This is a genomic window from Candidatus Leptofilum sp., assembly GCF_965223285.1.
Classification (GTDB): domain Bacteria; phylum Chloroflexota; class Anaerolineae; order Promineifilales; family Promineifilaceae; genus Leptofilum.
The window spans coordinates 3,344,908-3,363,973 of record NZ_OZ244997.1; the positions used below are offsets into that span (position 1 = coordinate 3,344,908).

Here is a 19,066-nt window from a genome sequence, read left to right on the forward strand (position 1 = left end):
CAATTGACGCCCCAAAATGCAGTCGGTATAATCCTCGCAGTTGCATAGTTTTGCATAGATTCGCAAGGGTTTGCAACGATTCTGGATAGGTTTTATGAACAATTTTCTCCCTGAAACTGAACAATGGTTATCCCTCTCGCAGGCGGCAGACCTGCTTGGCGTACACAGCACCACCTTGCGGCGCTGGGCCGATGGCGGCCAGGTTCCATTTATGCTTACACCGGGGGGACATCGCCGCTTTGCCCTGTCTGACTTGAATCAGTTTGCAACCAACCGACGACAGGCGCAAATGCCCAGCAGCCTGGAACAGCTTTGGGCTGAACGTGCCTTGACGCAAACGCGCCAGGAAATATCGGCCAATAAAAATGAAGGCTGGCTGACCCAGTATGATGACCAGGTGCGGGAACAACATCGCTTGTTGGGGCGGCGGCTGATGGGTTTGACACTACAATACATTTCTGACCCGGAAACCAACGGTGCATTGCTCAAAGAAGCAAGGGGAATCGGTGAGGAGTACGGCCGTCTGGCTCAGCAAAGCAATCTGCCCCTCACCGAAGCGTTGGAAACGACGCTCCGCTTCCGCGACATGCTGGTAGAAACTGCCTTTCAGCTACCCAGCACCACCGCCATTAAACCAGAAGCGAATCTGCGGCTTATGCGACGCATTAACGAACTGCTCAACGTGGTGCAGCTAGCGATTGCCCAGGTGTACGAGCAGCAATCGTAAAATCATTTTCTATACGTCGTTCAGCAATTTAAGAGCAATCCCACACTGAGGCCGGGAAGCATGGCAACGGCCGTTCTTACTGCTTGCCTGTTGAACAAATAAAAGGAATCGCAATGGATTCAAAGATGAATGTTGTCATTGTAGGGGGAGGCATTTCCGGTTTGGCCACTGCTTACTATTTGGAAAAAGAAGCCCGCCAGAATGGGATTGCCCTGCAAGCCACCATAGTGGAAAAAGCGGTCCAGCTGGGCGGCAAGATTGCCACTCAGCGGCGCGACGGCTACATATTCGAAGGCGGCCCGGAATCGTTTGTGACGCGCAAGCCAGAAGCGTGGGAACTGTGCCAGGAGTTGGGATTACAAGACCGCCTGGTTGGCACGACCCGCCCCGGAAAAAATTACGTCCTGCGCAACGGCCGTCCCGCCATCGTACCCTCTGGCCCCGGCACGTTTCTTTCTACCCCGCTGCTTTCCGCTAGTGGCAAGCTGCGCTTGCTCAAGGAGCCATTTGTGAAGCCGCGCACCGACGCCAGCGATGAGTCGTTGGGCGACTTTTTGCGCCGCCGCCTGGGGAACGAAATGGTAGACAACATCGTCAAGCCCGCCATCGGCAGCGTCTATTTGGGGGATGTAGACGAGATGAGCGTACAGGTGTCGTTCGGCCGTTTTGCCCAGATGGAGCAGCAACATGGCAGCGTGGTCAAGGGCATGTTTGGCCTGATGAAAGAAAAGCGGGCAGCCCGCAAAGCCTCTGGCGAGCCCCGCCCGGCTAGAAAACCAGCTTTTGCCACTTTGCAAAATGGCTTGATGGAGATGATAGAAACGCTAGCTGACCAAATTGAGGGCGAAATTTTGTTGGATACGGCCGTTACCAATCTGCACCACGACCTAACCCACGCCCAACCTTACGCACTGTCGTTGAGCAACGGCCGTACCCTCCGTGCCGATCTGGTCGTGTTGGCCACCCCCACCTTCGTGATGGCTGATTTGCTGCAGGGATTGGTGGAAACGGCCGTAACCGATCAGCTTCACGCCATTCCCTACAATCCCGTCACCACCGTCAACTTTGCCTTCAACCGGAATGAAATCGCTGATCCATTTGATGGCTTTGGCGTTGTTGTGCCGGAAAATGAATCATCCCAACTGCTGGCCGTCGAGGGCATGTCGGCCAAGTTTCCCCACCGCGCCCCGGATGATCAATTTGTGCTGCGCGCCTTTGTGGGCGGGCAAAACGAGCCAGAACTGGCCAGCCTGCCTGAAACGGAGCTAATAAAGTTGGTGCGGCACGAACTGGAGCAAATTTTTGGCATCGCGGCGCAGCCCACGCAGATACACATTCAGCGGTGGCTGCCTGCCAATCCGCAGCCACCGGTGGGCCATTTGGTCATGATTGCTCAAATTGAACAAACCCTGGCGGCACATCTGCCACAGCTTTACCTCACCGGGGCCGGGCTACGCGGCCAGGGCATCCCCGACTGCATTCGCCAATCGCGGAATTTAGTCACACAAATCATGGCCAATTTGCAAACCAAAACAGAAGCGTTGGCACCTTAAAACCAACCACCAACTCTCATGCTGAACAAAGTGAAGCATCCCAATCATCAGGCAAAGCAAGCTAACGCCTTCCAAGAAGTCGATTTTCCAAGGAAGATGCGCGGGATTTTTCGCTGTGTTCAAAATGACAAAATGAAAAAAACAATCCTTTGCAACGGGATTTTTAACCGAAAGGACATTCTCCCACAGGCGAACAGACCTAACCTCACCTGCATCGTCTGTGGGGGAGTGCCCTCTCATCTCAACCATTTTCAACAAAAAATTTGTAGCCGCGCTTTTTCCAACCTCCGGGAGGTTTGGCGCGTAACTGAGGTTTTCTAATAAACCTCCCGGAGGTTACAGGAGAAGAAGAAAATGAAACGAAATTTCAACTTGATTCGGCTAGCGGCCGTACCGCTGAGCCTAACCTTGATTAGCATTTTAGCAGGCAGCGTCATCAACCGGGTGATGGTGGTGGAGCTGGGTCTGCCAGTGACCCTGGCCGGGCTGTTTTTGGCCGTGCCGCTGCTGGTTGCCCCCGTGCGCGTTTGGCTAGGCCATCGCTCCGATGCCTACCCCATTCGCGGGCTGCGGCGAGAGCCGTACATCATCATTGGAGCGGGATTGGCTGGTTTGGGAGCGGCCGTTTCCGTGGCCCTTGTTTTACGCACCGAAGCGTTACTCAGCGTCGCAGCCCTTGCCACCTTGCTGTTCCTCATCGTGTACGGCATCGGCAAAAACCTGACCAGCAACACCTTCCAGGCACTGCTGGCCGACAAATTTGAAGAAGGCGCACCCCGCTCCCGCGCCGCTACCCTGTATGAAGTCGTCAACATGATTGGCCTCATCGCGGGCGCAGGCATTGTGGGGGCCACCTTGCAGCCGTACACGCCAGAGCGGCTTACGGTGGTTGTGGCCGTCATTGGCGGGATGGCACTGCTATTTGCCCTGTTTGCTGCCCCACGCCAGGAACCGCGCGATGTGGCCAACCGGGGCAGCCAGGCGGCACGTGGGCAAGATTTTCAGACGATTGTGAAGCGCGTGGTGCTGGGCAACCCGCAGGTGCGCCGCTTTTTTGTCGTGGTAATGCTGACACTGCTGGGAACCCAAATTCAGGATGTGCTGCTGGAGCCGTATGCAGCCGTTCGCTTTGGCATGACAGTGGGTGAAAGTTCACAACTTACCGCTTTTTGGGGGCTGGGTACGCTCATTGCCATGCTGGCTTCTGGGCTGTACCTCATTAAGCGATTTGGCTACCTGCGCATTTACCGCATTGGCCTGGGCGTCGTTGCCGTCATGTTTTTGGTGATTGTCGCCATTGGCTTTACGGGCAACGCCAATTTGCTGCGACTGGCGGTTGTTTTTCTGGGTTTAGGCACGGGCTTGGCGGCGGCAAGCCTGCTTGTTTCCATGATTGAGTTCACCACAGAGGCGCGTGCGGGTCTGCTCATTGGCGTGTGGGGCGTAGCCCACCAGCTTGGGCGGGCGATGGCCAGCCTGCTGGGTGGCCTGGTTGTCGATAGCTTGCTGTCGGTTTCTGGCGGCAATGAGATGCTGGCCTACGGCACAGCCTTTGTGCTAGAAACGATTTTGGTGATTGTAGCCATTGGGCTGATTGCCAAAGTGGATGTGGCTGAGGCGAAGGCGTCTGTAGCGCGGATTGGGGAGTGGGGAACGGCCGTTCCTGCCCCAACCGATTAATTGAAATTCCCGACTCAGGACTGGCAGTCCTCGATACTCATCACCACAGACTAACCAATTTATAGGACTGCCAGTCCTACTTTGCTAAAGATTCAACAACGTTTTGGCAACAGATTTACGGCCGTTGCCAGACAATCGCTCCAAATGAGGCACCAACCATTCCGGCTGTTCACTCGAGATGCGCTTGAGCGCATTGGAAGTGCGCAGCCGCACCACCGCGTCCTCGCTTTGGTAGCAGGTATACAGCTCTCCCACCCGCGCCCGATCCGCCAGAACCATCTCCACCACCACCACCGTACGCCCCAACGAATTTGGGTGACCACCTTTTAGCATCAGTTCAAAAGATTTTTTGCTCATTTTTGCTGATTTTTTATTTGCCTGTTATCGAATAGGGATGTTATTGCAGAAATTACTGATTTTACTTTTTTAACACAATGCTGGAGAGTTAAGTGAGGTCATAGAATTTGAGAAGTCAACTTCTTCGGAAAAAACAAATAATTCATTACCAACTCTGTTTGAAGCAGATTGTGAGAGCTTGTAAACGAGTTTTCGATTTTCTCCATAAAGGTTCAAAATGAAATCATGATTATCATAAGATACTATCCATTTCTTTTTCAGTTCTTTGACTTTCTTTGAGAGCTTCTCATGATCCTTTTTTGAATAAAAGTTCATATAAAGCTCCGCACCTTTCTGATAATATGGTGGGTCAAGATAGATGAATATTTCTTCTTTCTTGCTATCCAACTTTTTGATAAATTTAATTCCATCTAAATTTGAAACTGAAATTCGGTTTTTGACATTTTTTATTTTTTGTATCCGATTAATCAAATCAAGCTTATTAAACCGCGCATCAATTTTGTACTTCCCTTTCTGGTTTATGCCTCCAATTACTCCCCCCTTAATCACGCCTGAAACATTTGTCCGGTTCAGAAAAAATGTTGCCTTTGCAAGCTCGAAATTATTTTCATTCTCTGATCTTTTTTGGATTTTTCGATACTCTTTCCAATTTGGAATTGATACATCAACATCTTCAATCCACTGACAGAATTCATCAGGCCTGTTAATTACTGCCTTCCAAAAAGAATAAATGGATTTATCTAGATCATTTATATAGATGTGATCCACATAACCTTCAAACAATAACCTCAATGCTAATCCTGAACCACCAGCATAAGGCTCTGCATATCTCGTTCCAATTAACTCATTCTCATAAAACAAACGAGATACAAATGGAAATATGCAATTTTTCCCACCCGGATATCTCAATGGAGAATAATAAATACTCATTTTATGTATCCTTACCATGAGTTATTGTAATCATTGCTCCAATAATAATCGACAATGCAATTGTTTGCTCCATATTGCTAGATGAAGTGTAGTTGTGAGCACCAGTATGCAGCAATTGAATTATGCTTGATTCCGTCACGTTTTGATTTGAAAGCGTGGTTTTTATGTCTTGGTCGAGGGTCTTTTTTGCATTTCTAAAGTTATTTTTTAAGTATGATTCAAGCTTTGTTTTGCTATCTTTGGCTGCCGTCTCACACAATAATCGCAAGGCCATTCTAATTAAACTTGGAAATGTTTGTGATAGCTGACCTTTGTTTTTTCCATAAAATTCATATAAATCGTCAATATCGCGATATAAGTCACTAACTTTTCCTATCTGCAAAAACAGTTTCCCACCGAACAGCCTTTCCTCCTTTTTCGCAGTTCGTCTTGTAAGCTTCATTGGAGTGGTTGGGGATTTGGGTTTACCAAAATTAACTTGCGAAGGACGGACTTTCTTTCCCCTGTTCTGGTCAATTAGTTTTTGGGATGATGGCTCTAAAACCTCAATTACTTTCCCTCTATTTTTTCTTGTGGTTATTGTTTTCTCCTGTATTTTGTTTGACACATCCGTGAGGATTTGAGAAGCCTCTTCATCACTATGGACACTGTGTAGTTTCTCCCCTTCAAAGAAGAATCCCATAGATTCCAATCTTTCGTCCTTAAAAATCTCCTCTTTGACAAAACGCTGATTTAAATGAGCATTATCACTGATAAGGTTTGTTTCTTCATCCAGTAGAAGAAAAATGCTTTTGTCTTCTCCCATGAATTTGTGCAAGAATATATCTCGCTCAAGGGGCTGCCAAGAGCCTGTATCACTATGTTTTCTATAAACATTTTGTAATGCTATTTCTAAGGAGCAAACATTACAGGGTATCTCTTCAGGGAAGTCTGGAATCTGGATTTTGGTTCCCCCCGGAATTCCAACTAATCCAAACTTGATTTTTCCCAGAATTATTCGTCTATTACCATCATACACAACGGGTTTGTGATCGATATAAACGACAGTGGGAAGTTCACTAAAATCATAGTAATCTCCCATCTCTTTTGCTAACTTCTTTAAAGTCCATTTTCCACGCTTATCTTCTAGTGCTTTATTGACAACATCTTGATCTTGGGCATTTTCATCAATTGGATCGCGTGGGTTTTCCGTCCACAAAACCAAATCTCTTATATTGATATATTTTACTTCTTGGGTCATTCATTTGCCTCACTTCACGATTAAAAGAATTTGACTGAACGAGCCCATTGTAAACGAAAAACGGCCGTTTCTCCACCAATTATGAGTGACGCAAGCTGCTTGGTCATGCGGACGCAGGCGAGTTCGCCGTGCATCATTTGTTTGACGGTTTGCCAGCCGGTAGCTGCCAACTAATGGCTTTATAGAAGGGAGCGATTTCATTTTGTATCATCGAGACGCTGGCGCAGGTCTGGCGGGGATAGGAAGATGAAGGTCTTGCCGTCTTTGACTTTGTGCAGCAAGTTTAGCTCATCGGCCATCATGAGCAGGTCGGTTCGGGCGGTTTGGTAGGCCACGCCATGTACGTTTTGATGTTCTCTGATGCGATAAATGGCGTTGGGTTCTTTGAGCGCGTTTTCCAACAAAGCCAGTTGCCGATGGTTCAGCACGCCTTCCAGTTTGGTTTTCACCAATAGCTGGGTGGCAGATTTAAGTTCCTGCGTTTTTCGAGCCAGGTAAGTGTGTAGCTGCTCGATGGCCCTTTGAATGACGCGCAGTTGATGAATGATGAAATAGGTCACGTCGTTATCGTCGGTTTCTGTATATAAAAAGGCGCGAGCATATTGGGCTGGTGCCATTTTTATGATTTGCGAGATGGACGTAAATTCAATGAGCCAATATTTCTCGCGGGCCATTTGCCAGTAAAACAGGGCGCGGGCGGTACGGCCGTTTCCATCAACAAACGGATGATCATACGCCAGCATAAAATGCAACAAAATTGCCCTAATCACTGGATGGATAAAACTGTTAGAATCCTTTTCATTAGCAAACTTGCAGAGCCGTCTAAGCCGCTCCGGCAGCTCATCGGCACTAGGCGGCACGAAAAGAAGATTGCCTTGATTATCAATTATCTGAATATCATCATCTTCTCCACGTAGCCTTCCCGCAGCAGTTGGATCATCCAAGGTTTTGTCGGTAACAATACGGTGTAGTTCATAAATCATGGCGGGAGTTAGCCGTTCTTTTTGATACTCTTGGACAAACTGCATAGCCTGAAAATTGTTAAATATCATCTGTTCGCTGCGATTGCGCGGCGGCCGTTTTGTGCGAATCATTTCTTTGGCAACTTTGCGGGTCGTGGCAGCACCCTCAAGCTGACTAGAATTAATTGCCTCCTCGATCAAGGAATTGATTAAATAGCTGTCCCTGGTGCTGGCATTAGTAATTGGCTCTGCCATGCGAATACGCCCGCTCGCATTCTGGTCAATCTCATGCAGCATTCTTAAAACGCAGTCTGGCATTCCAAATTGAAACGGCCGTTGCTCAATATCAAAGAATGGCAATGATTTCAGCAACTTCGATCTGGCAAATTTTGTCCCAAACCAATGTTCTTCAATTGTAAATCCTGCTGGTGGGTCTCTGTATCGGAGTTCATCCCAATGCAAATATCGGTCTTTATAGTCTGTAGGGGCAAATTGCGTAAAAAGCTGAAGTAACTTGTCTGGATCTTCTTTTTGTCTCACCATTTCAAGGACTTTGTGAAAACTTGGGGGTGCCGAGGGAATCCTCATATTTGCTCCAAAAGCATAATTACTAATTTTGAAATTGTTAGTATTTGAAGCATTATAGCACAAAACATAGGAAATACTAATTATCAAATGATTAGTATATAAAGCAAATTCTCATTAGCAATGACCGCGATTCGACTACTCTAACCCAAGCTGCCTAGTCATGCGGACGCAGGCCAGTTCGCCGTGCATCATGGGTTTGATGGTTTGCCAGCCGGTGGCTGCCAACTAGTGGCTTTGTAGAAGGGAACGGCCGTTAAGCTCGCATCTAGCCAAAATTTAGTCGCCCCACAGGCAAGTGCATCTTGACAGGCGGTTGCCATGAGGGCGGTGGCCACGCCGCGACGCACAAAATCGGGGTGTACAACGAGGGAGCAAAGCTCATGGCACCTTTTCCGCCTGCGCCAGCAGCCATTGCTCAACTTCGGGAATGTTTTCACTGAGTCTTGCCGCCGCCACGATGGGGAGCCAACGGCCGTATTCCTCCCTCGCTTTTGGCCGCAAAGCAAAATAGTGGCGCAAGTAAACAGCATGGAAAAACCGCACCATCCATTTTTCCACCATGTTTTGCGTTTGGCTGCTGGCCGCCGCACCGAGAGCGATTATGGAAGAGCGAGCCAAATCTGCCTGCGGATTGCCCAGGCTGGCGTCGATCCAGTCGATGATTGTTTCTCCGGCTGGCGAGGCCATGACGTTACCAGGATGATAATCGTTGTGGCAAAGCTGGTTGCCGTCTGGCATTTTTGCCAAAGCGTGCAAAATGCGCTCACGAAGGGAGTTTGGCAACGCTTTGGCTTGGTTAATTTTGCGCACCAGCCTCTGACGCTGGCGGGGGATGTCTGGCTTTAGCGGATTACTGTGCATTTCCACGTGCATCTCGGCCAGGCGACGGCCGTAGCGCAAAATCGTCCACGGCTTGCTAGGCATCACTTCAAACAGCGACGCCCCCGCTACGCGCTCATAGATGAGTCCGGTACGGCCGTTCAATTCCACAATCTCCCCCACCGCAGGCACGGGCACGCCACTGGCATGAACAGCACGGGCGACGCGCGCTTCGTAGGCAATGCTTTCTCGGTCAAACCAATCAAAAAACAGCTTGAGAATTTGCCCTTCTTCCCAAGCGTAAATTTCGGCCGTTGCCCCATAAGCAATCGGCGTACCCAGTTCTTTGTCCATCAATCCCTCAAAAAATCAGCAATTCGTGCAAATGCGTAGGGGCGTGACAGGCGGGAAGGCAATCTGGCAATTAAAAACAACTTGTCTCCCGCCTCTCTCGCCTATTTTGATGGCCCTGGGCGAGACGGTGCGGCGAAGAGATGTTTCGTTTTGTCCAGATTGCAGCCGCACCGTCCCGCCCCTACTTTGAAAGATTTTACAATTGTTTACCAGGCGTAGGCTTCCGGTGCTTCACCACCCGGCCCTGGGAATATTTCATCCAGCTTTTGCAGCGTCTCGTCATCCAGATCAATTTCCGTGGCGCGGACGGCACTTTCTAGCTGCTCTATCGTCCGTGGCCCAATGATGGGAGCAGTCACAATGGGATTGTGCAGCAGCCAGGCCAGAGCCACTTCCCCTGGCGGATGGCCAATTTCGCGGCAGAGGGCTTCATACTTTTCTAGTTGGTCTCGCTTTTCGTTGACCATCTTCTCAAAATGTTCTCCCTTGCGCCGCCCGGTTTCCAGTTTTTCCAGCGCGCCGCCCAGCAAACCGCCTGCCAGCGGACTCCAGGGAATCAGCCCCAGGCCGTAGTGACGGCAAGCGGGAATCACTTCTAGCTCAACCGTGCGGTTGTCCAGATGGTAGATGCTTTGCTCGCTCACTAGCCCCAACATGCCTCGCTTGGATGCTTCCTGGCAGGCCGTGGCGATGTCCCACCCGGCAAAGTTGCTAGAGCCAACGTAAACCACCTTGCCCTGGTCAATGAGGCTGCCAAATGCTTGCCACGTCTCGTCCCAGGGGCAATCCCGGTCGATGTGGTGCATCTGGTAAATGTCGATCCAATCGGTCTGCAGTCGGCTCAAGCTACCTTCACAATGCTTCCGGATTTTGTAGGCCGACAAGCTACGATTATCGCTATTCACCTCTGGCAAATTGGCTTTGCGCGTGACGGGATTGAACACCTTGGTCGCCAGCACGGTGGCATCGCGCCGCCCGCCGCCGAGGGCAAACCACCGCCCAATAATTTCTTCGGTGTAGCCTTGCTCCACTTCCCAGCCGTACACATCGGCCGTATCGAAGAAATTGATGCCCAGTTCCAGGGCGCGATCCATAATTTTGTAGCTGTCTTCTTCGCTAGTGTGCCAACCAAAGTTCATGGTGCCAAGACATAAATTGCTCACCACAACACCATGCTTGCCTAATCGTTTATGTGTTACTGCCATGTGCGTATCACTCCTTTGCTTTTTTTGGTAACCGCCTGTTGAAGAACACGGGCGGAAAATTCGTGGATTGATAAATTTTACGTACTTCCTTTCCCAGTTACCAATGGCTGCCATACCCTGTAGCCAAACCCTCACCCCGTACTAAAGTCACCTTCAACACGGCCGTTTCCTGGCGCAAAATACCTAGTGGAGCAACCATGCAGAATAAGCGACCCCCGCGTGAAGAACGGCCGTCGCAAAGAGAGCAAATCACGATGAAATTGCGCATAAAATCAAAAGCTCGCACCGAGCAAACGCCCCCAGCCAATAAACAGCTATCCGGTGAGGTGGGGATTTTATTGGTACTCTTGATCATCCTGGTGTTGTTGCTGGCGGCAAAAACGGCCGAAGGCGCAGGCACCGTGGGCAGCGGCACACCCGCTAGTTGTACCGAAGCCGCCCTGGCTGCCGCTTTAGCTGGGGGCGGCAGCGTCAGCTTCAACTGCGGCGGCAGCCACACCATCACCCTCACCAGTGAGAAAACCATCACAAATAACACCACTATCGACGGCGGAGGGCAGATTAGCTTGAGCGGCGGCAACAGCACCCGCCTGTTCAACCTGCAAAACGGGGCAACGCTCACGCTGCAAAACATCACCCTGCAAAATGGCTTTAGCAGCGACGACGGCGGGGCAATTTATGTGGAACGCCTCAGCACGCTCACGCTGACCAATAGCGCCATCAACAGCTCCACTGCCGCCAATGGCGGAGCCATTGCGCTTAATGGCTGGGGTTCCAGCGACCCCGGCGGCACGCTCATCGTTACAGACAGCAGCTTTAATGGCAACACATCTACCGCAGCGGCCATCCCCGGCGGTGGCAACGGCGGCGGGGCACTGTACATCACCGGCGGCTCGACGGCTACCGTGAGCGGCAGCAGCTTCAGCAATAACAGCTCCGTTAACGGGGGTGGCATCCATATTTTGGGAGCCAATCTCACCGTGACGGACAGCACTTTTACAGGCAACGTAGCCAACAACAGCGCAGGTGGCGGGGGCGGCGGGGCAATTTACGTGGATGGCACCAAAAATTTCAACGGCACGATTGATATTGCCACTAGTACCTTCACTAACAACCAATCCAACCAATTGGGCGGGGCGATTTTCAGCTTCCCAGAAGGCACCGGCAGTACCCTCATCGACCAATCCTTGTTCGATGGCAATTCAGCTACGGGCAGCGGCCAGGGTGGGGCCATTTACCACCAAAGCGCCACGAGCAATGGCCCGTTGAACATTAGCAACAGCACCTTTATGAACAACAATGCCCACGCCACCGACGGCACGGCCAGCTCTGGCGGCGCACTGTGGCTGCTAGACGCGCCGGTCACCATTACCAGCAGCACCTTTGCGGGCAACGACGCCACCACGCCCATCCCCTTGGCCGCTGACGATTGGCGACGCGGCTTTGGCGGGGCCATCCGCACCAGCGACGACACGACGATTGTCAACAGCACATTGGTAAACAACACGGCGGGCTTTGTGGGCGGGGCGATTGCCGGGCCAGCCACCGTGCGCAACACCATTATTGCCAACAATGATGGCGACAATCCCTGGGACATTCAGGAAAATTGCACCGATGAACTGACCAACGGCGGTAACAATATTCAATTTCCGCAAAAAACGACGGGCAACTGGAATGATTATGAATGTTTTGCGGGGCAAACGGCCGTAAATCCCCAACTCGGTTCTATTGGTGACTATGGTGGCCCCACCCCCACCGTGCCGCTGCTGGCCAGCGGCCCAGCCATCGACGCGGGCAGCAACTGCCCCGCCACCGACCAGCGCGGCTTTGCCCGCAACGGCGTGTGCGACATCGGTGCTTATGAGTTTGGCGGCAGCTTGCTCATCAACAGCATCACGCCGCCGTGGTCTGGTCTAAACAATGTGCAGGATGTGCTGCTCACGGTGCAGGGGGCAGGTTTCACGCCCAGTTCGGTGGTGCGCTGGGAAGGGGCAGATCGCACGACGACTTATGTCAGTCCCTTTATAGTAACGGCCGTTCTCCCCGCATCCGATCTCAACACCCTGGGCAGCTACAGCGTCACCGTCTACGACACAGATCGATCTTTGGAGAGCGATTCCGCCACGTTTACGGTTGTGAGTGAACTGTATGAGACGTTTTTGCCAGTGGTTATACGGCCGTAAATAAAAAACAGCCTCAAACCAGCACGTTGGTTTGAGGCTGTTTACGTCGTGGGAACAAACGCTCACCTACTCCAGGTAGCCCAGCCAATCTCGTTGATAATCAATCATCGTGTCTAGCATCTCTTCCATGCCTTGATAGCGGGTCACAATGGGGTCTACCAGCAACGCTTGCAAGGCCAGCTCCCGCGATTTGTGCAGAATTGCTTCGGCCGTCATGTCGTGGGCGGCAACCTGGTTTCGCAGCAACCCTAAAAAGCCTTTGGGCAATTGCCCCATCGGAATGCCGTGAATGCCATCTTTATCCACGGTCGCTGGAACTTCGACAACTAGCCAGTCGGGCAGATCATCAATAAAGCCGTTGTTAGGAATGTTGACAGCAGGTTCTTCGTAGCCAGAATCTGTCACCATACCTTCCACAATGGGCACGATCCGTTCCTTGATTTTCTGTTCGATTTTTGGCTCAACCTTGGTTAAATACCCTTTGTAGAAGCGGTAAAAATCATTGATTCCTTTGTGATCAGTAACATCGTAAGCCCATTGGATGTATTCACCAAAATGACTGTCGCTGGTGATGGGCAGCACGCCAAATCGCTCCAAAACTGCCCGGAAGACGCCGCGCTCTGGCCACGCTTCTGTTATGACGGTTGGCGCATTGCCGTTCACGGCGGCAGCTTGGCCAGTTTCCTTAAAATACTTTCGGGCGGTGTCTAGCAGCGGCATATTGCCAAAAAAGTGGGGGGCGCGTTCCCGAATATCCGGGTACGCATCTGCTCCGGTGTCCCGATAAGTGGCCGTGAGAACAGCACTGAAATGGTTAAGACCAGCAGCGCGGACAGATAGGTCTGTATACGGCCGTTCCAACACCAGCGGCAAAAACCGTTCCAAAGACTTAATTTCGTGGCATAGTCCAATGAAGTTCAGTTCAGGGAAGGCGCGATGCACGGTCGTGCAAATCCGGCTCATCGGGTTGCTAAAGTTAAACACGTAAGCGTCGGGGCAAATCGCCATCACATCAGCACAAATCTCCAGAATGGGCGGCGTAATGCGCAGCGCATGGAACAATCCGCCAGGGCCACCATTCTCACCATACACTTGCTGGATGCCAAACTGCTGCGGAATGCGCCAATCCATCTCCCACAGCTCAAACCGATCCCCAATTTCAATCGAGATAATGACAAAATCCGCCCCTTGCAATGCTTCGGCTCGATCGGTTGTGGCCGAAACGGTGTAGGGCAAGTTGTGCGCATCAATATATGCCTGGCTCGTTTCTTGCACCACACCCATAGTCACCGGATTAATATCGTGCAGAACAATGTGGCTACCCGCTAACACCTCACTTTGAAAAATATCTCCAATGGTTCCATATCCAAATTGGGCACTGCCCGCCCCAATTAAAACAAATCGCTTTTCCATATATAAACGCCTCTCTTGCTTTTAAAATTTGGAGAATTATAAGCCAGTTCGTCCTCATTTTTCCAGTTCAAAATTCAATCTTTGTGAGAGACGTTGATGGGCGAGAAAGTGCCGTTAATATCTAATGGCCTGTTGCAAATGCTCAATGATGCCAGCAGTGAAAGCTGCAATTTCCTCTGGGCTTTCTCTGAAATCATTTCGTATCCACTCCTGCATAATGCCTACCGTGCCATTGGACACAAATGAATATATTTTTTTCAGGGCATCGGGACTGTACGGCTCTGCCAACGGCTGCCACTCACGGACAAAATTGGCACGCCCAATCAACTGTATGCGCTCTAGCAACTCCTGGTTACCGTGTTCTGAAAAAATAATCTTGCTCAATTCTTGATTGGCATAAACGACCTGGCATATTTTCAAGAGCAGCTTTTCACTGTCCATTTCACTGCCAATTGCCACAGTAAGCTGATCAAACAGTTCATTTTCAATCTGAGACAGCAGATTTTCAGGGCTGTGATAGTGTGCATAAAATGTGTTGCGATTAATATCAGCCTTTCGGCAAATTTCGGTCACGGTGATTTTTTGAACCGGTTTCTCTCTTAACAGTTCAAGCAGGCTGTTTTTCAACACCATTTTTGTGTATTTTACGCGGCGATCTTCTTTCTTCTTCTGCATTTTCCTCTCATCCCTCACTTAATATCACGCCCATCAAACATTAAAAGCCCCATAAATAACAGACAGTTTTACTGCCAGCTGTCTTGTAAAAGACAGTTGATAACGAACTGCCTGTTGATAATCGAACACGTTGTATGAAAATAATAAAAAACGAAAAATTTGCAAAGGGAGTTTGTATGAATCTAAAAAATCCACCTCAATTTGTCTCTGGCGGCAAACCCATTATTGGGCATACCCTGGAGTTTAGACAAAATCTTTCCCGCCTGGATCAGCGGGGCCACAAAGAACATGGTGATGTATTTGCCATGAAGCTGATGAATCAAAATATGGCTGTGGTGACTGGCGCAGATTACAATAAAAAATTCTATCTGGAAACAGACAAATCGCTAAATATTACTGATGTTTACAGTTTTCTGAAGGCATCTTTCGGTGAAGTGTTGTTTATTGCCCCGCACGAAGAGTACATGAATCAACGGCCGATTCTCCAGGCAATATTCTCACGCACCAAAATGGCTGATTATTTGCAAGCAATGCAAGTTGAAGTCCAGGCATGGCTTGATGGGCTGGGGGATGAAGAGGAAATTGATATTTCTGCGGAAACGCTGAATCTGACACAAGCCGTGGCTGGCCGAGCCTTCATCAGCCCCAATTATAAAGCAGAATTAGGTGAGTCATTTTGGCAGGATTACGATGCCATTAGCCGCTCAATTGATCCCGTGACGCCGCCAAACTGGCCTTTGCCAAAATTTTGGCGGCGCGACGCTGCTAAACAGCGCATTCAAAAACGCCTCAAACAGCTCATTGCCAAACGTCGGGAAAACCCAGACGCTTACGATGATCTGATTACCCAACTTTTTGAACAACCTAAAAAAGACGGTCAGTTTATGACCGATGAGGAGATCACGATCTTGTTCATGGGCTTGATTTTTGCCGGGCATGAAACGACGGCAGGTCAAGCAGCCTGGAACATCATCCTATTGCTGCAACACCCGGATTATTTACGCCAGGTGCAAGATGAAATCGGGGCAAATACGGAGATTGGGCAGCCGCTGGATGGACGGGTGATGCGATCTTTACAGCATGTTTACTGGGCAATTGACGAGACGGCACGGCTACGGCCGTCTGCCCCCATGCAGCTAAGAATTGTCGAAGAACCGATTGAATTTGGCGAGCACGTAATACCATCTGGCTGGCTGTTGCGCGTTAGCTCTGCCACTTCACACTATCAGGAAGAGGTGTTTGCCAACCCGGAGGTTTACGATCCGCAACGCTTTTCACAGGCGCGCGGCGAAGGCAAGAACAGCTTTAACCTTGTCTCTTTTGGCGGTGGGATGCACAAATGCACCGGCATGAATTTCGCCAATAACGAAATGGCGGTCATCACCACCTTGTTGTTCCAGCAATTTGATGTGGAACTCATCACGCCAGACCCACAGGTGTTAACTGGGGTCGGCGCAAACCGCGCCACTGAGGCAATCATCCGATACCGGAAGAAGTAAGGTGATGATTTGATGGAAGGGGAAACGGCCGTTTCTCCTCCCATCAACCTCTATCCACGCAAGTCCAAAGTCTACGACATTCTCAACTTGTGATTTAACATTTGCTCCAGAATTGGCTTGATATTGGTGCGGATGTCATATTGAACATCCCCTTCATATCGCGGCACATACGTTTCATAAACCCTTTTTAGCTGGGTGTGGTCTTCATCAATATGTACGATGTTGTAGGCATGGCTCACCACATAAAATTCGTTTGCCTTAATTTGCTCCATCGCAATGTCGATGAATTCATCAGTGGGCATCCCGTGCTGCATATTTTCTTCTGGGCCTAATTCGGACACCACAAAGCCCGGACAAATCAACCTCACATCAATAAATTCAGGCAGCTCTTCGCGCAAAGATATGGTGATGGCGCGAACGGAATGCTTTGTCGCCACGTAGGCACCATTGAATGGTGTGCCGTGGAACAGCGAATTTTCAGAGCCAATGTTGAAAATAACCGCAGGCGTACCCTGCTCGATGAACCGTTTGCCAAATACTTGCGAACCATGAATCACACCAAACACGTTGACATTCATGATTGCTTGAAAATGTTCAATTGGCATATCCAACACAGGGCTGTGTGGGACCATCATACCGGCATTGTTGATGATCACATCGACCTGCCCATACGCATCCCAGGCAAAATCGGCCAGTGCTTCGACATCCTCTCGTTTGGTCACATCGGCAGTAAGGTATTTTGCTTCAATGTCCATCTCAGTCAGGCCAGCAACCGCTTCTTGCAGGCGGTTTTCACGACGCGCACTAATGACGATCTTGGCGCCCTCTTTTCCGAAAGCTTTGGCGAACCCAAAACCGATACCTGTGGCCCCACCCGTAATGACGACAACTTTATCGTTAAAATTTTTCATGAGTTTCTTCCTTTATTAGTTTGACAATGTTAGATTCACGGGCCACGAGCCTTTCTAAGCCGTGACTTTCGTGAGCGAGTACGATTATCCAAGTGTTTGACAACCAATTCAGCCGCCTGGCGTGACGACAACTGCGGCAACGGCAACGCGGCTCGTAGCAAGGTACGAACGTTAACAATCGATAAATTGGGCAAAGTATCCGTTTCGTAGGCAGCCAACAAAGCCGGGTCACGAGGATATGCCTCCGTCCACTCGAGCAAGGTTTCGGTGATGAAGGCACTGGCCATGATGGTCAAGGCGAGATGGTGAACCCAGGCAGGGTACTTCTGGGCCTGAAATTCATCCCACCCCAACTCCGATTTGGCGTCCTGATGGGCCCGTTCGATGAAGTAGCGATGCGACTTGTGCCGGGCCATTGTCTCCAGAGGAATATCAGCCGGGGCATTGCTCAGTGAATAAGTAACTTTACCGTTGGCGCGGCGGATCAGCAGCCATTCCTGGCGGCAACTTCCCTCTTCACTGACGGTCCACACCCGTTGCCGGGCAAATTGGGCAGTGAGATGGCCCCGTTCATGTGGACGAAGGGTGATGGCGGTGAATGAGAACGCCGATGCCAGTTGTTCAGGTGTGGTCTGACTGCCTAACACAGTAATTTGGACATGCTTGCGCTTTGGTTCCCGGATGACCTGAGGTTTCTCCAGATAAAGCGACAAGTTGCAGGGAATATCGGCAAAGTATTGGATGGACAGCTGGTCTAATTCAGCCCGCAACCAGTGGCTGCGGCCATACAAGCTGTCGCAGTCAAAGGCGTCAAAGGCGACGCCATTGGCCAGGACCCGCTTGACCATGACCAGTACCAGTTCGATCTTGGTCTGAAATTCCCGGTCAGCGGGGATGGCTAGCTTGTTGCGTCGCCGCGCATAGGCCGGGGTGAACCATTTTTCTGGCAAGTACAGTTCGCCATCAATCCAGGTGCGGTAGCCATCTTTGGCCAAGGCCAAAAACACACCCACCTGACTCATGTCAACTTTTCCCAGGCGACCATTGTGCTGCCGACTGCTGCCGGCGCTGCCATCACCGGCCTTCTCCTCTGCACTTTCATCAGCAATGAGGACACTGCCTTGCTGGTAGTGGGGCAAACTGCTGATATCTTGTTGCAGGACGGCGATCAAATCGTTCCCGGCCCAAGGTGAATCGGCGATGAATTGTTGCAGATTTTGTTCGGGGATTCCCGCTACACGGGCAATCCCGCTGATATGCCGGTTGCTCTCCATTCGTAACAAGCCACTCAGGTAATGATAGCCATATTCACTGGTATCGCGTGTCTTGGTTTTCATCCAATAACGATAACGTTCATGATACTGGTCAAGCCGCTCACCCAATTTATCGATAGCTGCTTCATTTAGCCCCCACTGGGCTAACCGTGAAGTTTTTTCTTTTCCATTTTCAAATTTTACTGATATTGGCTCTCACGAGCCTAATTTAACATTGTCAAATTAGTCAAGCCGCCTTGCTCTGGTTTTATTGGCAATTTTGGCAACGGCCGTAAAACTCCACCAGATGCCCCTCCACGGCAAAGTTAAACCGCTCGGCCAATAGCTGCCCCACTTCCTGCAAGCTACATTCATCAAACTCAAACACCGCATCGCACCCAGAGCAAATCAGGTGATGATGATGCCCGCCATCGAGCAAAATGTAATGGGCTGCCCCGGTGCCCTGGTAAACCGGGCGAATCAGCCCTAGCTCACTGAGCAGTTCCAGCGTGCGGTACACCGTCATTCGCCCCACGGTAATGTCTGTTTGATGGATCACTTCCAGCAAGCCATCGGCCGTGATATGCCCACCGCAGTCCAGCAACGCCTGCACAATCTTCTGTCGCGAACTGGTGAGCCGATATCCTTTCTGTTTCAATGCCATCTGGATTTCGTTTAAGCGCGTGTCTAAACTTTGTTCGTTCATAAGCAATTTAT

At 50.3% G+C, this 19,066-nt stretch carries 17 protein-coding genes; 5 read left to right on the forward strand and 12 right to left on the reverse strand.

Features of this window, described 5'->3' with window-relative positions; all coding sequences use genetic code 11:
* The first annotated feature begins 94 nt into the window (after positions 1–94).
* From ACOQPU_RS15190 to ACOQPU_RS15200, 3 genes are all read left to right on the forward strand, one after another.
* A complete protein-coding gene (locus tag ACOQPU_RS15190) occupies positions 95–727 on the forward strand; it encodes a MerR family transcriptional regulator (RefSeq protein WP_420640678.1) in 633 nt (210 codons plus the stop codon).
* Positions 728–852: 125 nt separating this feature from the next.
* Entirely contained in the window at positions 853–2,280 is a 1,428-nt protein-coding gene (hemG, locus tag ACOQPU_RS15195; protein ID WP_420640679.1) for a protoporphyrinogen oxidase, read from the forward strand.
* 354 nt (positions 2,281–2,634) lie between these two features.
* Positions 2,635–3,960 (forward strand): BCD family MFS transporter, encoded by a 1,326-nt coding sequence (locus ACOQPU_RS15200; protein WP_420640680.1) that lies wholly within the window; start codon positions 2,635–2,637, stop codon positions 3,958–3,960.
* A gap of 84 nt (positions 3,961–4,044) precedes the next feature.
* On the opposite strand, the gene ACOQPU_RS15205 is transcribed toward ACOQPU_RS15200, so the two are convergent.
* The 7 genes from ACOQPU_RS15205 to ACOQPU_RS15235 all read right to left on the reverse strand — a co-directional run bounded on the left by ACOQPU_RS15205 (position 4,045) and on the right by ACOQPU_RS15235 (position 10,415).
* Positions 4,045–4,317: a hypothetical protein gene (locus ACOQPU_RS15205; RefSeq protein WP_420640681.1), complete on the reverse strand. Its 273-nt coding sequence runs from the start codon at positions 4,315–4,317 to the stop codon at positions 4,045–4,047.
* 69 nt (positions 4,318–4,386) lie between these two features.
* Positions 4,387–5,247 (reverse strand): DNA adenine methylase, encoded by an 861-nt coding sequence (locus ACOQPU_RS15210; protein ID WP_420640682.1) that lies wholly within the window; start codon positions 5,245–5,247, stop codon positions 4,387–4,389.
* Position 5,248: 1 nt separating this feature from the next.
* On the reverse strand, positions 5,249–6,487 hold the full coding sequence (locus tag ACOQPU_RS15215) for a hypothetical protein (RefSeq protein ID WP_420640683.1): 1,239 nt from the start codon (positions 6,485–6,487) through the stop codon (positions 5,249–5,251).
* Between the two features lie 197 nt (positions 6,488–6,684).
* Positions 6,685–7,809: a Fic family protein gene (locus ACOQPU_RS15220; RefSeq protein ID WP_420640684.1), complete on the reverse strand. Its 1,125-nt coding sequence runs from the start codon at positions 7,807–7,809 to the stop codon at positions 6,685–6,687.
* Positions 7,810–8,225: 416 nt separating this feature from the next.
* A complete protein-coding gene (locus ACOQPU_RS15225; protein WP_420640685.1) occupies positions 8,226–8,474 on the reverse strand; it encodes a GNAT family N-acetyltransferase in 249 nt (82 codons plus the stop codon).
* Positions 8,416–9,210, reverse strand: a complete 795-nt coding sequence (locus ACOQPU_RS15230) for a phosphotransferase family protein (protein ID WP_420640686.1) — start codon at positions 9,208–9,210, stop codon at positions 8,416–8,418. The genes ACOQPU_RS15225 and ACOQPU_RS15230 overlap by 59 nt, the downstream gene beginning before the upstream one ends.
* Before the next feature lie 206 nt (positions 9,211–9,416).
* Complete coding sequence (locus ACOQPU_RS15235) at positions 9,417–10,415, reverse strand: aldo/keto reductase (RefSeq protein ID WP_420640687.1); 999 nt, start codon at positions 10,413–10,415, stop codon at positions 9,417–9,419.
* A 197-nt stretch (positions 10,416–10,612) separates the two neighbouring features.
* Between ACOQPU_RS15235 and ACOQPU_RS15240 the strand changes: the two genes are divergently transcribed.
* Positions 10,613–12,598, forward strand: coding sequence for a choice-of-anchor Q domain-containing protein (locus tag ACOQPU_RS15240; protein ID WP_420640688.1), 1,986 nt, complete (start codon positions 10,613–10,615; stop codon positions 12,596–12,598).
* Between the two features lie 66 nt (positions 12,599–12,664).
* Here the strand turns inward: ACOQPU_RS15240 and ACOQPU_RS15245 are convergent, their stop codons facing one another.
* Both ACOQPU_RS15245 and ACOQPU_RS15250 read right to left on the reverse strand, forming a co-directional pair.
* Positions 12,665–14,011 (reverse strand): alpha-glucosidase, encoded by a 1,347-nt coding sequence (locus ACOQPU_RS15245; protein ID WP_420640689.1) that lies wholly within the window; start codon positions 14,009–14,011, stop codon positions 12,665–12,667.
* 114 nt (positions 14,012–14,125) lie between these two features.
* Positions 14,126–14,686, reverse strand: a complete 561-nt coding sequence (locus ACOQPU_RS15250; RefSeq protein ID WP_420640690.1) for a TetR/AcrR family transcriptional regulator — start codon at positions 14,684–14,686, stop codon at positions 14,126–14,128.
* A 176-nt stretch (positions 14,687–14,862) separates the two neighbouring features.
* Between ACOQPU_RS15250 and ACOQPU_RS15255 the strand changes: the two genes are divergently transcribed.
* A complete protein-coding gene (locus ACOQPU_RS15255) occupies positions 14,863–16,185 on the forward strand; it encodes a cytochrome P450 (protein WP_420640691.1) in 1,323 nt (440 codons plus the stop codon).
* A 71-nt stretch (positions 16,186–16,256) separates the two neighbouring features.
* Here ACOQPU_RS15255 and ACOQPU_RS15260 read toward each other — a convergent pair whose 3' ends face one another.
* The 3 genes from ACOQPU_RS15260 to ACOQPU_RS15270 form a co-directional block, all read right to left on the reverse strand.
* On the reverse strand, positions 16,257–17,096 hold the full coding sequence (locus tag ACOQPU_RS15260; RefSeq protein ID WP_420640692.1) for an SDR family NAD(P)-dependent oxidoreductase: 840 nt from the start codon (positions 17,094–17,096) through the stop codon (positions 16,257–16,259).
* A gap of 35 nt (positions 17,097–17,131) precedes the next feature.
* Positions 17,132–18,433 carry an IS701 family transposase gene (locus tag ACOQPU_RS15265; RefSeq protein ID WP_420640693.1) on the reverse strand — a complete coding sequence of 434 codons (1,302 nt, stop codon included), beginning with the start codon at positions 18,431–18,433 and terminating at the stop codon, positions 17,132–17,134.
* A 184-nt stretch (positions 18,434–18,617) separates the two neighbouring features.
* Positions 18,618–19,055: a Fur family transcriptional regulator gene (locus tag ACOQPU_RS15270; protein ID WP_420640694.1), complete on the reverse strand. Its 438-nt coding sequence runs from the start codon at positions 19,053–19,055 to the stop codon at positions 18,618–18,620.
* Positions 19,056–19,066: the final 11 nt, after the last annotated feature.

Bases quoted from the DNA above. Each gene is read 5' to 3' on its own strand.
- ACOQPU_RS15190 (WP_420640678.1), top strand. From the start codon at position 95: ATGAACAATTTTCTCCCTGAAACTGAACAATGGTTATCCCTCTCGCAG.
- hemG (WP_420640679.1), top strand. From the start codon at position 853: ATGAATGTTGTCATTGTAGGGGGAGGCATTTCCGGTTTGGCCACTGCT.
- ACOQPU_RS15200 (WP_420640680.1), top strand. From the start codon at position 2,635: ATGAAACGAAATTTCAACTTGATTCGGCTAGCGGCCGTACCGCTGAGC.
- ACOQPU_RS15205 (WP_420640681.1), bottom strand. From the start codon at position 4,317: ATGAGCAAAAAATCTTTTGAACTGATGCTAAAAGGTGGTCACCCAAAT.
- ACOQPU_RS15210 (WP_420640682.1), bottom strand. From the start codon at position 5,247: ATGAGTATTTATTATTCTCCATTGAGATATCCGGGTGGGAAAAATTGC.
- ACOQPU_RS15215 (WP_420640683.1), bottom strand. From the start codon at position 6,487: ATGACCCAAGAAGTAAAATATATCAATATAAGAGATTTGGTTTTGTGG.
- ACOQPU_RS15230 (WP_420640686.1), bottom strand. From the start codon at position 9,210: ATGGACAAAGAACTGGGTACGCCGATTGCTTATGGGGCAACGGCCGAA.
- ACOQPU_RS15235 (WP_420640687.1), bottom strand. From the start codon at position 10,415: ATGGCAGTAACACATAAACGATTAGGCAAGCATGGTGTTGTGGTGAGC.
- ACOQPU_RS15240 (WP_420640688.1), top strand. From the start codon at position 10,613: ATGCAGAATAAGCGACCCCCGCGTGAAGAACGGCCGTCGCAAAGAGAG.
- ACOQPU_RS15245 (WP_420640689.1), bottom strand. From the start codon at position 14,011: ATGGAAAAGCGATTTGTTTTAATTGGGGCGGGCAGTGCCCAATTTGGA.
- ACOQPU_RS15250 (WP_420640690.1), bottom strand. From the start codon at position 14,686: ATGCAGAAGAAGAAAGAAGATCGCCGCGTAAAATACACAAAAATGGTG.
- ACOQPU_RS15255 (WP_420640691.1), top strand. From the start codon at position 14,863: ATGAATCTAAAAAATCCACCTCAATTTGTCTCTGGCGGCAAACCCATT.
- ACOQPU_RS15260 (WP_420640692.1), bottom strand. From the start codon at position 17,096: ATGAAAAATTTTAACGATAAAGTTGTCGTCATTACGGGTGGGGCCACA.
- ACOQPU_RS15265 (WP_420640693.1), bottom strand. From the start codon at position 18,433: ATGAAAACCAAGACACGCGATACCAGTGAATATGGCTATCATTACCTG.
- ACOQPU_RS15270 (WP_420640694.1), bottom strand. From the start codon at position 19,055: ATGAACGAACAAAGTTTAGACACGCGCTTAAACGAAATCCAGATGGCA.